This window comes from Paraburkholderia susongensis, assembly GCF_900177725.1.
Lineage (GTDB): Bacteria > Pseudomonadota > Gammaproteobacteria > Burkholderiales > Burkholderiaceae > Paraburkholderia > Paraburkholderia susongensis.
This window is the reverse complement of sequence record NZ_FXAT01000021.1, coordinates 23,890-37,908: the sequence shown is the minus strand read 5'-3', so window position 1 is coordinate 37,908 and position 14,019 is coordinate 23,890. Positions and strand designations below refer to the sequence as shown.

The following is a 14,019-nucleotide window of genomic DNA, read 5'->3' as shown; positions in this document are numbered from 1 at the left end:
CCTCGAGCACCTCTAGATTGCGCCAGCCGTGCGCAGCGCGCTGATCTGCTCGGGCGAATAGCCGAGTTCCGCCATCACTTCGTCCGTATGTTCGCCGAGCAGCGGCGAGCGTTTGACCTCAGTGGGGCTATCGGACAGTTTGATAGGATTGCCAACTGTCAGATACTTGCCGCGCATCGGATGATCCACTTCGACGATCGTGCCGGTTTTGCGCAGCGACGGCTCCTCGGCGATTTCCTTCATCGAGAGGATCGGGCCGCACGGAATATCGTACTTGTTGAGAATCTGCATCGCCTCGAACTTGGTCTTCGTCATCGTCCAGCGCTCGATTTCGGCGAAGATATCCTTCAGGCGCGGCAGACGCGCGGACGCCGTCGCGTAGTCGGGGTCGGTGGCCCACTCTTCCTTGCCGATCACGTTGCAGATCTTCGCCCACACGGGCGCCTGCGTGATGAAATAGATATACGCGTTCGGATCCGTCTCCCAGCCTTTGCATTTGAGAATCCAGCCCGGCTGGCCGCCGCCCGACGCATTGCCCGAGCGCGGCACCGCTTCGCCGAACTTCCCGTTCGGATATTGCGGGTATTCCTTCATCACGCCAGTGCGATCGAGCCGTTGCTGGTCGCGCAATTTCACGCGGCACAGATTGAGCACGCCGTCCTGCATCGCGGCGAGCACGCGCTGGCCGCGTCCGCTATGTGTACGCTGATACAGCGCGGTGACGATACCGAGAGCGAGATGCAGACCCGTGCCGCTGTCGCCGATCTGCGCGCCGGTCACGACCGGTGGCCCATCATCGAAGCCCGTGGTCGACGCCGCGCCGCCCGCACATTGCGCGACGTTCTCGTAGACCTTGCAGTCTTCGTAGGGGCCGGGGCCGAAGCCCTTCACCGACGCGACGATCATGCGCGGATTGAGCTCCTGAATCCGCTCCCACGTGAAGCCCATGCGATCGAGCGCGCCAGGCGCGAAGTTCTCGACCAGTACATCGCATTTCTGGATCAGCGCTTCGAGTACCTGCTTGCCTTCCGGATTTTTCGTGTCGATCGTGACCGAACGCTTGTTGTGATTGAGCATCGTGAAATAGAGGCTGTCCACGTCGGGAATGTCGCGCAATTGCTCGCGCGTGATATCGCCCGCTCCCGCCCGCTCCACCTTGATGACATCCGCGCCGAACCATGCGAGCAATTGCGTGCAGGTCGGCCCTGATTGCACATGCGTGAAATCGAGGATGCGCACACCGTCGAGTGCCTTCGCCATGTCGTTTCTCCTGAAGGATGAGTCTTATTTGTACATGGTCTGGTTCTTCGTGCCCGGTGCGTATTCGCGCGGGTCGACCCAGATGTTCACGACCGCCGAGCGGCCCGTGCGATGAATCGCTTCGCGCGCGCGTTGCAATGCGCCGGCGATCTGCGCGGGATCGCGCACTTCCTCGCCGTGGCCGCCGAGCATTTCGGCGAACTTGCTGAACGGCACGTCGCCGAGCAGATTGCCGACGTTGCCGCGCTCTTCACCGTATTTGGCAAGCTGGCCGTAACGGATCTGGTTCATCGCCGAGTTGTTGCCGATCACCGCGAGATACGGCGCGCCGAAGCGGTTCGCGGTTTCCATGTCGAACGCGGTCATGCCGAACGAGCCGTCGCCGTAATAGCAGAGCACTTCCTTGTGCGGATGCGCGAGCTTCGCCGCGAGCGCGAAGCCGGTGCCGACGCCGAGCGAGCCGAGCGCGCCCGGGTCCATCCATTGTCCGGGACGGCGCGGGCGCACCGCCTGCGCGGAGATCGTCACGACGTCGCCGCCGTCGCCGATGTAGATCGTGTCGTCGGAGAGGAATTCGTTGAGTTCGTACGCGACGCGGTACGGATGAATCGGTGTGCTATCCGATCTGAACAGCGGCATCAGTTTTTCGGTCGCGGTGGCCTCGGCATCGCGCAACTGCGCCATCCATTTGCGGCGCGATTGACGCCTGTCGTCTTTGAGGCGGCCGCTCGCGGCCTGCAGCACCGCGGCGAGAATAGCGCCCGGATCGCCGACAAGACCGAGATCGATATCGCGATTCTTACCAACTGTTCGGTAATCCATATCAATCTGCACGAGCGTCAGCTCCTTGCTGATGCGCCGGCCGTAACCCATACGGAAATCGAACGGTGTGCCCACGACGATCAGCACGTCGGCATTCGCAAACGCCTGTGATCGCGTGCGGTCGAAATGGTGCGGATCGCCCGGCGGCAATAGCCCGCGGCTCGCGCCGTTGAAATAGCCGGGTACGTCGATGCCGCGCAGAAGCGCAATCGCTTCTTCATGACCGCGCGCGGTCCACACCTGCTGGCCGTACAGGATCGCCGGCCGCTCCGCATCGACGAGAATGTCCGCGAGTTTTTCGATGTCGCGCGGGTCGCCGACCGATTTCGTCGACGCGCGATAGTGGCCCGGCTGCGGCACGACGGCGCGCGTCACGTCGACTTCGCGATCGAGCACGTCGCGCGGAATCTCGAGGTAAGCCGGACCGGGCGCGCCATTGAAGCATTCGCGCGCGGCCATCGAGATCATGTCCGCGACCCGTTCGGTGCTCGGCACGCTCGCGGCGAATTTCGTGATCGGCGCCATGATGTCGACGTGCGGCAGATCCTGCAGCGAACCCATCTTGTGCTGACTCAACGCCCCCTGCCCGCCGATGTGCAGGATCGGGCTCTCCGAGCGGAACGCGGTGGCGATGCCGGTCACCGCGTTCGTGCAGCCGGGGCCCGCGGTCGTGACCACGCAGCCAAGCTTGCCGGTCTGGCGCGCGTAGCCGTCGGCCGCGTGCGCGGCGACCTGCTCGTGGCGCACGTCGATGATGCGGATGCCCTCGTCGACGCAACCGTCGTAGATATCGATGATGTGGCCGCCGCACAGCGTGAAGATCGTGTCGACCCCTTCGTTTTTCAGCGCCTTCGCGACCAGATGGCCACCCGAGATGACACCGGCGTTGCGCGTTTTCTGCCTGAGCGTGTCGTCGGCGGTCGTGCTGCCCGTGGCCGGGCTCGGGGATGAAACAACTGCGGACATAGTCGTCTCCTCGTCAATCAGTTGTGCAACGGTTATCGACGGACGCATCCGCATCGCTACGCGCCCGCCATCGCCTACATCTCGCTTCGCCGACTCACATACCGTATGTGATATATCAAACTCAATCAAGCTCAGTTTCAAGATGCAATGGCGGAAGGTCTTTGCTTCTCAAGCTTTGCCAGCTAAGGCTATGCGGCCAAATTGCGGCCGCAAAGGCATCGATTCCAAGGGAAAACACTGGGTCGCACTCAGCATCGAGCATTGTTGATATATCACATACCACATTTCTCGGGCCGTCAAGGTCGGGTTTATCCGGTATCTGCTCATGCTGCACCGCACGCGGCGATGCCGTGCCGTGCGGCGCGCAAACAAAAAAGCCCGCGACGCTTCCACGTCGCGGGCCTTCAATCCGTCAAACAGGTTACCGGTGACTTATCCGCTCAATCGAGAAAATCGCAGTTCGCCTCGACGAAAGCCGCGAGGTCGAGCGAATGCTGGCGCGTCAGCCGCTCGGCCAGTTCGGTATCGCGCTTCTCCAGCGCCTCGATGATGCGCAGATGATCGACGATCGAACGCGCCGCCCGGTCGCTCTGCGAGATGGTCATGCGCCGGATCGCGCGCACGTGGATGAAGATGTTCTTGATCGTGTCGAGAATGATCTGCGACTTCGACAGCTCGACGATCGCCTGATGAAATGCGATGTTCGCGTCCGAATACTCGGCGATATGCTCGGCCGGCGTCGTGTCGCGGAAATTATCGAACATGTGGCGCAGGCGCCCGATTTCCTCGTCGGTCGCATGCAACGTGGCGAGGCGCGCGGCCATGCTTTCGAGCGCGGCCCACATCTGGATCATCTCGACGATTTCACGCTTGCTCTTGCGCACGATGTAAATGCCGCGCCGCGGCACCATGCGCAGGAAGCCTTCCTGTTCGAGCAACGTCATCGCCTCGCGCACCGGCGTGCGGCTCACGCCGAGCGACTCGCTGAGCACGCGCTCGTCGAGGCGGATTTCGTCGCGATTCTGGTATATATCCGCGTCGGCGATCGCCTGGCGCAGCATGGCATAGGCCTGATCGCGCAAGCTAACGCTCGCGCCGATCGGCTGCAATGACAGGGTCAATGGGGTGGCCACTGTTTCAGTTTGAAGTTCTGACGACATTCATCGCCTCTGCTTGAACATGTGCGCGATACGGCGCCGACGCCGGCGCCGCTTGGCCGCATTGCTCGCCCAGGCCGATGAAGCGGCCATGTTGCGATGCAAGTTCCGAGATCCGCGCGGGAATCCCGTCGGTCAGCAAAACGGTAGCGGCAGCGCCCAAACCCACGACAGCAATGGCGAACAGCACGAGAGGCACAAATTCCACGTGTAACTCCGGACGATTGAGGAAGCGAATCCCTCAATCATATGCTGCGACGCCGCATTTTTCAATATTCCGTATGTAGTATATCAATACATGTTGTTTTTAGGACCGTACTCTCAGCGTATTTCTCACCTCACTCCTCACGTTAGCACGCGGCGGCCGTCACGGGTTCGCTGCGTCGATCCCCCGCCACCGCTTGGTGTAAACGCGCAAAACGCGCGATATGCGCGCAGGCGCGTGCGATGATCGCGCAAATTCACCCTCACGCGGATTGTGAGATCCGCCGCGCGTCATTAACCTTCCGGACATCCTGCCACGGATCGAATGTGTCGGGCGCCCTGCCGGCACCGCGCGATCCGCACCGGCAATCCCGAGAATCTAGCAACCATCCTGCATGAGACCGGAGTCAGTGCTAAAGCACTCAGTTAAAGCACTCACTCTGGCCGACAAAGGACACATGATGAGCACGACCCACCCCCAGACCCACACGGCCACCCACCGCAATGCGCGCAGTCAGGCGCGCAAGGCGGCGCTCGGCAGCTTCATCGGCGCCGTGGTCGACTGGTACGACTTCCTGCTGTACGGCATCGTCGCCGCACTCGTGTTCAACGCCGAGTTCTTCCCGGCCGTGAGCCCGGCGATGGGCACGCTCGCCGCATTCGCGACTTTCGGCGTCGGCTTCCTGTTCCGCCCGCTCGGCGGCTTCGTGTTCGGCCACTACGGCGACCGGCTCGGGCGCAAGCGCATGCTCGTGCTCACGGTCATGATGATGGGTCTCTCCACCGCCGCGATCGGCCTGCTGCCCGCGTTCTCGTCGATCGGCTGGTGGGCGCCCGTGCTGCTCGTGACGCTGCGCGCGATCCAGGGCTTCGCGGTCGGCGGCGAGTGGGGCGGCGCGGCGCTGATGGCGGTCGAAAGCGCGCCCGAGAAAAAGAAGGCGTTCTACAGCAGCGGTGTGCAGGTCGGCTACGGCGTCGGGCTCGTGTTGTCCACCGGGCTCGTCGCGCTGATCAGCCGCTCGATGGACAACGCCGCGTTTCTCAACTGGGGCTGGCGTCTGCCGTTCCTGTTCAGCGTGGTGCTCGTGCTGATCGCACTGTGGATCCGCTCGAGCATGGAAGAGTCGAAGGAGTTCGTCGAGAAAGTCGGCCAGCGCGGCGAGCACAGCGTGCGCCTGCCGATCGTCGAGGCGCTGCTGCGCCACCCGAAGGCGTTCCTGCTCATCATCGCGCTGCGTCTCGCCGAACTGTTCACGATGTACATCGTGACCGCGTTCGCGCTGAACTACTCGACCGCGAACCTGCACATGCCGCGCGAATTCTTCCTGACCATCGGTTTCATCGTCGGCGCACTGAGCTGCGTGACGATTCCGTGCTTCGCATGGCTCGCGGACCGCTTCGGGCGCCGCCGCGTGTATATCATCGGCGCACTGGTCGGCATGTTCAGCGCGGTGCCGTTCTTTCTCGCGCTCGAAGCGCGCTCGACCGTGTGGATCGTGGTCTTCGCGGTGATGCTCGCGAACATCGCGCACGACATGGTCGTGAGCGTGCAGCAGCCGATGTTCACCGAGCTGTTCGGCACCGAGTACCGTTATAGCGGCGCGGGCGTCGGCTATCAGGTGGCGAGCGTGGTCGGCGGCGGCTTCACGCCGTTCATCGCGGTGGCGCTGGTCAGCTTCGCGGGCGGCTCGTGGCATCCGGTGGCTGCGTATCTGGCGATCGGCTGCCTGATCTCGGTGCTCGTCGCGGCCCGCATGAAGACCGGACGCGAGATCGGCTGAGACTCGCGAATCCGTCACGTTGCAACGGACCGGCGCGGCGCAATTGCCGCACCGGTCCGTTCGTTTTTGTGCGTTTGTTTTTGCGCGTTCGTTTTTGCGCGTTCGCTTGCGCCGCGCCGGTAAAACCGTTATCGCCCTATCTTCCTCATCTCCCGGCATTACCTCCCAAAAGCGCTCGTTTCCCACCATTTGCGCAATCGCGCGTCTGACCGCGGCTTTTCACCAGGATGACACCTTATGTCGTCGCGTCTCATATTGCGAACGCCCGATGTGCGTCCTATTGTCGTGCAAGGCGGACGTCCCGGTGTGGGGAGCCCAGGCCATATGAAATAAAAGTACATATGGAAACAGCGCGATGGCCTGCGCGCGCTACGCTACGCCGCCTGAAGAAAACGTATGAAGCGCCGATAACAGAAGAATCCTTCAACAACTATCTTGCAGGGAATCGGAGCAAGTGCTGTGCATGGGACCAAAGGAGGCGCTAAAGCACCCACTCCGATCGACCGCGACAAATCACATGGGACCAGAGTCAGCGCCAAGACACTGACTTCGGTCGACAAAGGAGACTGACTATGAGCAGCATCAGCGAGCCGGGCGGCCAGCGAGGTTCCGCCCCGTTCTTTTCCAAACAGGCCACGATCGCGCAACCCGGTTTTTCGCGCTGGATGGTGCCGCCCGCCGCGCTCGCGGTGCATCTGTGCATCGGCCAGGCGTACGCGTTCTCGGTGTTCAACGGACCGCTCACGAAAGTGATCGGCATTACGCAGTCCGCGCCCGATGACTGGTCGCTGACCGCGCTCGGCTGGATCTTCTCGCTCGCGATCGTGTTCCTCGGTTTGTCGGCCGCGTTTGCCGGCAAGTGGCTCGAACACGTCGGCCCGCGCCGCACGATGTTTACCGCCGCGTGCTGCTTCGGCGGCGGCTTTCTCGTGTCCGCGCTCGGCGTGTACCTGCATCAGATCGTGCTGCTCTATCTCGGCTACGGCGTGATCGGCGGCATCGGGCTTGGTCTCGGTTACGTGTCGCCGGTGTCGACGCTGATCCGCTGGTTTCCCGACCGCCGTGGCATGGCGACCGGCATGGCGATCATGGGCTTCGGCGGCGGCGCGATGATCGCCGCGCCGTTGTCCGTCGCGCTGATGAATCACTTCCATAGTGCGACGAGCGTCGGCGTGAGCGAGACCTTCATCGTGCTCGGCATCGTCTATTTCATCTCGATGTCGATCGGCGCGCTCGCGATCCGCGTGCCGCCCGCGGACTGGAAGCCGGCCGGCTGGACACCGCCCGCGGCGACGCAGCACCGCCTGATCTCGCGCAATCACGTGCATATCGACCAGGCGCTGAAAACGCCGCAGTTCTATCTGATCTGGCTCGTGCTGTTCCTGAACGTGACAGCCGGCATCGGCATTCTCGGCCAGGCCTCGGTGATGATTCAGGAGAGCTTCAAGAACACGGTGACGGCCGCCGCGGCGGCCGGCTTCGTCGGCCTGCTGTCGCTCTTCAACATGGGCGGGCGTTTCGTGTGGGCGTCGGCGTCGGACTGGATCGGCCGCAAGAACACCTACTTCGTGTTCTTCGCGCTCGGCGCGGTGCTGTACTACCTCGTGCCGGGCTTCGCCGCGAGCGGACAGATCGCCCTCTTCGTACTCACGTACTGCATCATCCTGTCGATGTACGGCGGCGGCTTCTCGACGGTGCCGGCCTATCTCGCGGACATGTTCGGCACGGCGTTCGTCGGCGGCATTCACGGGCGTTTGCTGACCGCGTGGGCGGCGGCGGGTGTGGCCGGTCCGGTGCTCGTCAATTACATCCGCGCGTATGAAGTCGCGAACGGCGTCGCCAAGGCGGACGCGTACACGATGACCGTGCACATCATGGCCGTGCTGCTCGTGATCGGCTTTATCTGCAACCTGCTGGTCAAGCGCGTGGATGACAGGCACCACATGACCGATGCACAAGTCGCCAAGGGCGCGTGAGGAGATATCCGTATGTCGACCGTTCAAACCGCTCATCCGACCAACAAGGCGAAGCTCGCCGTGTTCTGGCTCTACGTGATGATTCCGCTCGCGTGGGGTGTCATCAATACGCTGTCGCAGGCCATGAAGCTGTTCAGGTGAAAGTAGCCAGGTGAAGTCGCGCGCACCCTGCCCGTTCATGCGGCGGGGTGCGAGTCTGATTCTCCCGCCAGATGCAAGGCTTCGGCCGATACGGCCGCCCCCACCTCGGTCAGGCCAGTCAGACCCGCCGCAAGCATGCGGCGCCGGGCCGGCCGCAAAGGCTTGCCGCACCGCGCCATGCCAGAGCCCGCCGCGCGCCGCCACGAAAGTTCGTAGTTTGCAAGCCGCGCAATGCACCGCACACTGCGCAGGTGCGTGATTCCCGCGTGATTCCCGTTGGATAGCGGCTCGCTGGCGCAGTTCGGCGGATCATGCCGGCCGCGCGCGTGATCGAGCGCGGCGGACCCGCCGCGCTATCCATATCAGCCGCGCGTACTAGCGCGCGCTAGCCGCGCAGCCGGTAGGCGAGCGGCGTCACGCCATGGCCCCGCTTGAACTGCACGGAGAAATGACTGGCATTCTCGAAACCAACCCCAAGCGCAATTTGCAGCACGGTTTGATCCGTGGCGCGCAGCAGTCTCGCCGCTTCCTCGAGCCGTAAGCGCATAACGAACTGATGCGGCGTCTCGCCCGTCTCGCGGCGAAACACCCGCGCAAAATGAAAACTGCTCAAACCGGCCTGCGAGGCTAGTTCGGCAATCGCCAGATCTTCGGCGAGATTGGCGCGGATGTAGTCGATCACCCGGCGAATCCGGCGCGGCACCAGCCGTTCGGGCCGAGCCGGCCCGGCGCGATGCGCATCGCTGCCGCACGAGTAATACTGCAGCAGATGCGCGGCAAGCGCGTGAACCAGCGTATCGACATACAGACGCGAATCGCCGGGATCGCGCGCGGCGCGATGCAACGCGGCGAGCATCGCGGCAATCAGCGGATCGTGAAAGCGCATCGCGTCGCCGAATCTCAGTTCGCGTGATCCGTCCAGCCCCATCTGCTGCGCGACGCTGTCGACGAGGCCGCGCTCGATGTGCAGATGAACGGTCGACAGCGGCTCGTCGCTGATCGAATGCCAGCGCCATGACACCGGCGCGGGCGGCACGAACCACAGATCGTTCACGCGCATATCGGCGCTGTCCCAGCGTCCGCCCAGATTGCGTTCGAGATGCTCGGCGCCGCTCGCGAGCGTCATCAAGGTGAGGTCCCGCAGGCCGGGCGCCTCCAGCAGTTCCTGCCTGGCCGGCTCGAGATACGAGCGCAGCACGAGATGCCGCCACTCGCGATCCACGCTCGACACCAGTCTCTGGCCGGCCATGTAGCGGTCGTACGCAAGCGTTGTTGTGAGCTTTGGAATTCGTGCCATCACATCCCTTCAAAGGAGGTGCCACATGCAAGAAGAAACTCCGCCGTATCGCGTTGCCGGTCCACTGTCAGCGCAAGATCGCAAAAATGATAGCAAGGAACCGGCTACCGTCATTTCAGGAAATAGCTAATCATTGAGGTTGTCGTCTTTCACGCGTTTCGAACGCCGGAGCTACCGTTTCATGGAACATGAATGCGATACGCTGCCGCATTGGCTGACCGGCTCGCCGCAAGGCGAAGCCGGGCACGCGTCGGCAGCATACCCACCAGCGGCATCCGCACAACCGGCTTACCCGGCCGGCATGCGGCACGCCGTGAAATCAGCCCACGCGGCTGAAGCATCGAAGGCATCCAGCCGCGCCGCGATCGGCGCGGCGCGCACGGGCTTTCTCACGCTCTTCACCGAAGAGGAAATCGGCACGCCGTCGCCCGCGGCGCGCCGAACCACGCCGCTCATCAGTCCGCTTGGACGTTTCGGCAGCGCGCAGGACCGCATGGAGTTCGTGCGGCAGCGCATCAGGCAACTGGGCTTCGATTCGTTCAGCTATACGGCCACGCGCACATCGTCGCATCACAAGACGATGTTCGTGCTCACGAGCTACGAGTCGCAGGCGTGGCTCACGCGCTATTTCCGCGAGCGCTATTTCGAGCTGGACCCGCGCGTCGCGCTCGCCTCGCCGACCGGTATGCCGTTTCTGTGGAATACCGCCGACATGCGCGCCGACCTGCCGCGCGCGCAACTGCGCAGCGAGCGGCTCGGCGATCTGATCGACATGCTCGAAGCCACTGGCCGCAAGAGCGGGATTCTCACGCAGATGCCGCTGCCCGAGCCGGAGCTCTCCGCAAGCCTGTGCTTCAACTCGGAGATCGGCAACCCGCGCTGGATGACTGAATCGATCGTCGCGGAAACGCTCATGTTCGCGCACACGATTCACGAGTTCATCTGGACCCACGCGAAAAGCGTGATCGGCATTGCGCCCGCCGAGCAGCAGCGCGTCGCGCTGAGCAAGCTTCAGCATGCGGTGCTCAAGGCCGTCGTGCAGGGGCAGCGGGACAAGGAAATCGCGTATTTCCTCGGGCTGTCGCCGCATAACGTCGACTATCATCTGCGCCGTTTGCGGCAACTGTTCAATGTGCGCAATCGCGTGCAGCTCATCAACGTCGCGCAGGGGTATGTGTCGTAGCGGGCGGTTGCAGGAGGCGCGGCGGCGGATCATGCCGCCGCGCCTTTTTCACATGCTCAGGACACCTGTGGTTTGCCAACCGCCCATGTGCCGATGATCTCCTCGATCGCCCGCGCCGCCGACAGCAGCGCCGCCTCCCCACGCGCCCTGCCGACGATCTGGATACCCACCGGCAGACCGTTCGCGCTCATGCCGCACGGAATCGCGATAACCGGCATGCCGGTCAGCGTCAACGCATAGGTAATCGCGAGCCAGTCGATGTACGTGTCGAAGTGGCGGCCCGCCGCCTCGCGAATATCGCGCGCCTCGACCGGAAACGGCAGCACGATCGACGCCGGGCAAATCAGCACGTCGTAGCGCTGCAACAGCGCGTTCATTTTGTAGAACAGCGCGGCGCGCGTGCGCAGTGCCGCACGCAGCGCCGCGTTATCCAGCCGCAGACCGAACTCGATGTTCCAGATCACGTTGGGGTTCAGCACGTCGCGATGCTGCGCGAGCACCTCCTCGTAATTCGTCGCGTAGGCGATGCCGCGCAGCGTGTGGAACGCCTGCGTGGCCGCGCTCAGATCGATGTCGCTTTCATCGACGCCGATGCCATCCGCCGCGAGCCGGTCCATCGTCCGGCGGCAGATCGCGAGGATTTCCGGTTCGGCGGCCGCGATGCCGAGCCCCGCGCTGAACGCGACGCGCGCGGGACGGCGCGGGCTGCGCGCATGCGCGAGAAACGGCGTGGCGGGTTCCGCGAGCGACAGCGGCGCGCCGTCGACTTCACCGCACATCGCGTCGAGCAGCAGCGCCGCGTCCGTCACGTTGCGCGCCATCGGCCCGTGGATGCCGAGCGTGCCGTACGGATCGGCGGCCGGTGCGTACGACACGCGCCCCGGCGTCGGCCGCAGCCCGACCACGCCGCAGAATGCCGACGGCGTGCGCAGCGATCCCGCGAGGTCCGAGCCTTGCGCGACCCACGCGGTGCCCGACGCGAGCGCGGCCGCCGCGCCGCCCGACGAACCGCCCGCCGAGCGCGACAGGTCCCATGGATTGCGCGTGATGCCGAACACGCTGTTGTACGTATGACCGCCCGAGCCGAACTCCGGCGTGTTCGACTTCGCGTAGACCACGCCGCCGCGCGCTTCGAGCAGCGTCACGCCGGCGTCGGACGTGTCGGGAATGCGGTCGCGGTAGACGAGCGAGCCGCGCGTCGTGCGCACGCCGGCCACGTCGGTGAGATCCTTGATCGGCACCGGCAAGCCGCACAACAGGCCACGCTCGGCAACCGGCTTCTTCATCAGCGCGTCGGCATGCGCGTGTGCGCGCTCGAAGCACAGCGTCGGCAACGCATTGACCTGCGGCTCGACACGCTCGACCTGCGCGGCGAGCGTGTCGAGCAGATCACGCGGACTCACCGCTTCGGCGCGCAACAGCTCGACGACCTCGCACGCGCTGCGCCCGATCAGACTCGAATCAATGGACATGGTGACTCCCGGCTCCGTGGTCAGGGTGAGCGCCAGTGTCGCATGGCGCGTTCGGCGGCGCTCAGTTCTTCAACCGGTAGCCGGTTTTGAAGATCCAGCCGACGATCACGAGGAACACCGCGAGAAACAGCAAGGTCATGCCGAGGCTGAGCTTCACGTCCACGTCGCCGAGCTCGAAAAAGCTCCAGCGAAAACCGCTGACCAGATAGACGATCGGATTGAACAGCGTCACGCCGCGCCAGAACGGCGGCAGCATGTTCACCGAATAGAAGCTGCCGCCGAGGAACGTGAGCGGCGTGACGATCAGAAGCGGCACGAGTTGCAGCTTCTCGAAACCGTCCGCCCAGATCCCGATGATGAAGCCGAGCAGGCTGAACGTGACCGCGGTCAGCGCGAGAAACAGCACCATCCAGAACGGATGCAGGATCTTCAGCGGCACGAACAGCCCCGCCGTGGCGAGAATGATGAGCCCGAGCAGCATCGACTTGGTGGCCGCCGCGCCGACATAGCTCACGACGATCTCGAGATACGACACCGGCGCGGACAGCAATTCGTAGATCGTGCCGGTGAAGCGCGGAAAGTAAATCCCGAACGACGCGTTCGCGATGCTCTGTGACAGCAGCGACAGCATGATGAGCCCCGGCACGATGAAGGCGCCGTAGCTGATGCCCTCCACTTCCTTGATACGCGAGCCGATCGCCGAGCCGAACACGACGAAGTAAAGCGACGTGGAAAGCACCGGCGCGATGATGCTTTGCGTCAGCGTGCGCCAGGTGCGCGCCATTTCGAACTTGTAGATTGCGCGCATTGCGTGGATGTTCATTGGTTCCCCCGGAGCAGGCTCACGAAAATGTCTTCGAGTGAACTCTGCGTGGTGTGCAGGTCCTTGAAGCGGATGCCGGCGGCGTCGAGCGACTCGAGCAGCGCGATGATGTCGGTGCGGCCGCCCTCGCCCTCATACGTGTAGATCAGCTCGTTGCCGCCCTTCGCGAGCGCGAGCGCATAGCCCGCGAGCGACGCCGGCACGTCGTCGAGCGGATTCGCCAGTTGCAGCGTCAACTGCTTCTTGCCGAGCTTGCGCATCAACTCGGTTTTGTCTTCCACGAGTATGATCTCGCCCGCGTTGATGACGCCGATGCGATCAGCCATTTCCTCGGCTTCCTCGATGTAGTGCGTGGTGAGGATGATCGTCACGCCGTTGCCCGTGAGCGAGCGCACGAGCTTCCACATGTCGCGCCGCAGCTCGACGTCGACACCGGCGGTCGGCTCGTCGAGAAACAGCACGCGCGGCTCGTGCGACAAGGCTTTGGCGATCAGCACACGGCGCTTCATGCCGCCCGACAGCGTCATGATCTTGTTGTTGCGCTTGTCCCAGAGCGAGAGGTCGCGCAGCACCTTCTCGACGTAGGCCGGATTCTTCGGCTTGCCGAACAGGCCCCGGCTGAACGAGACGGTCGCCCAGACGGTTTCGAACGCGTCGGTGGTCAGCTCCTGCGGCACGAGGCCGATCTGCGAGCGGGCCGTGCGGTAGTCGGTCACGATATCGCGGCCGTCCACCGTCACGCTGCCTTCGCTCGCGTTGACGATGCCGCAAATGATGCTGATGAGCGTGGTCTTGCCCGCACCGTTCGGGCCGAGCAAAGCGAAGATTTCTCCACGGTGGATCGCCAGATTGATGTTTTTCAGTGCCTGAAAACCGCTGGCATAGGTTTTCGACAGATTCGTGACCGAGACGATTGGTTGCATGGATTCGACGATGG

At 63.6% G+C, this 14,019-nt stretch carries 12 protein-coding genes; 4 read left to right on the top strand and 8 right to left on the bottom strand.

Translation table 11 applies throughout. The features are described from left to right. Positions 1 to 12 precede the first annotated feature (12 nt). The 4 genes from frc to B9Z01_RS33595 form a co-directional block, all read right to left on the bottom strand. The gene (gene frc, locus B9Z01_RS33610; RefSeq protein WP_085489826.1) at positions 13 to 1,260 is read right to left on the bottom strand and encodes a formyl-CoA transferase; all 1,248 of its coding nucleotides are present in this window, start codon (positions 1,258 to 1,260) and stop codon (positions 13 to 15) included. Between the two features lie 24 nt (positions 1,261 to 1,284). Beyond that, positions 1,285 to 3,048 (bottom strand): thiamine pyrophosphate-binding protein, encoded by a 1,764-nt coding sequence (locus B9Z01_RS33605; protein WP_085489825.1) that lies wholly within the window; start codon positions 3,046 to 3,048, stop codon positions 1,285 to 1,287. A gap of 440 nt (positions 3,049 to 3,488) precedes the next feature. After that, positions 3,489 to 4,208: a GntR family transcriptional regulator gene (locus tag B9Z01_RS33600; protein WP_085489824.1), complete on the bottom strand. Its 720-nt coding sequence runs from the start codon at positions 4,206 to 4,208 to the stop codon at positions 3,489 to 3,491. Beyond that, on the bottom strand, positions 4,186 to 4,413 hold the full coding sequence (locus B9Z01_RS33595; RefSeq protein WP_085489823.1) for a hypothetical protein: 228 nt from the start codon (positions 4,411 to 4,413) through the stop codon (positions 4,186 to 4,188). The genes B9Z01_RS33600 and B9Z01_RS33595 overlap by 23 nt, the downstream gene beginning before the upstream one ends. A 457-nt stretch (positions 4,414 to 4,870) precedes the next feature. Here B9Z01_RS33595 and shiA point away from each other — a divergent pair, with 457 nt between their 5' ends. The 3 genes from shiA to B9Z01_RS33580 all read left to right on the top strand — a co-directional run bounded on the left by shiA (position 4,871) and on the right by B9Z01_RS33580 (position 8,307). Continuing rightward, positions 4,871 to 6,190, top strand: a complete 1,320-nt coding sequence (gene shiA / locus B9Z01_RS33590; RefSeq protein ID WP_085489822.1) for a shikimate transporter — start codon at positions 4,871 to 4,873, stop codon at positions 6,188 to 6,190. 572 nt (positions 6,191 to 6,762) lie between these two features. Beyond that, complete coding sequence (locus B9Z01_RS33585) at positions 6,763 to 8,166, top strand: L-lactate MFS transporter (protein WP_085489821.1); 1,404 nt, start codon at positions 6,763 to 6,765, stop codon at positions 8,164 to 8,166. Positions 8,167 to 8,178: 12 nt separating this feature from the next. Further along, a complete protein-coding gene (locus B9Z01_RS33580) occupies positions 8,179 to 8,307 on the top strand; it encodes an MFS transporter small subunit (RefSeq protein ID WP_085489820.1) in 129 nt (42 codons plus the stop codon). Positions 8,308 to 8,692: 385 nt separating this feature from the next. Here the strand turns inward: B9Z01_RS33580 and B9Z01_RS33575 are convergent, their stop codons facing one another. After that, on the bottom strand, positions 8,693 to 9,604 hold the full coding sequence (locus B9Z01_RS33575) for an AraC family transcriptional regulator (protein ID WP_085489819.1): 912 nt from the start codon (positions 9,602 to 9,604) through the stop codon (positions 8,693 to 8,695). A gap of 181 nt (positions 9,605 to 9,785) precedes the next feature. Here B9Z01_RS33575 and B9Z01_RS33570 point away from each other — a divergent pair, with 181 nt between their 5' ends. Next, positions 9,786 to 10,787, top strand: a complete 1,002-nt coding sequence (locus tag B9Z01_RS33570; RefSeq protein ID WP_085489857.1) for a helix-turn-helix transcriptional regulator — start codon at positions 9,786 to 9,788, stop codon at positions 10,785 to 10,787. Between the two features lie 56 nt (positions 10,788 to 10,843). Here the strand turns inward: B9Z01_RS33570 and B9Z01_RS33565 are convergent, their stop codons facing one another. The 3 genes from B9Z01_RS33565 to B9Z01_RS33555 form a co-directional block, all read right to left on the bottom strand. Further along, complete coding sequence (locus tag B9Z01_RS33565) at positions 10,844 to 12,259, bottom strand: amidase (protein ID WP_085489818.1); 1,416 nt, start codon at positions 12,257 to 12,259, stop codon at positions 10,844 to 10,846. A gap of 61 nt (positions 12,260 to 12,320) precedes the next feature. Continuing rightward, complete coding sequence (locus B9Z01_RS33560; protein ID WP_085489817.1) at positions 12,321 to 13,082, bottom strand: ABC transporter permease; 762 nt, start codon at positions 13,080 to 13,082, stop codon at positions 12,321 to 12,323. Then, the gene (locus B9Z01_RS33555) at positions 13,079 to 14,005 is read right to left on the bottom strand and encodes an ABC transporter ATP-binding protein (protein WP_085489856.1); all 927 of its coding nucleotides are present in this window, start codon (positions 14,003 to 14,005) and stop codon (positions 13,079 to 13,081) included. The genes B9Z01_RS33560 and B9Z01_RS33555 overlap by 4 nt, the downstream gene beginning before the upstream one ends. Positions 14,006 to 14,019: the final 14 nt, after the last annotated feature.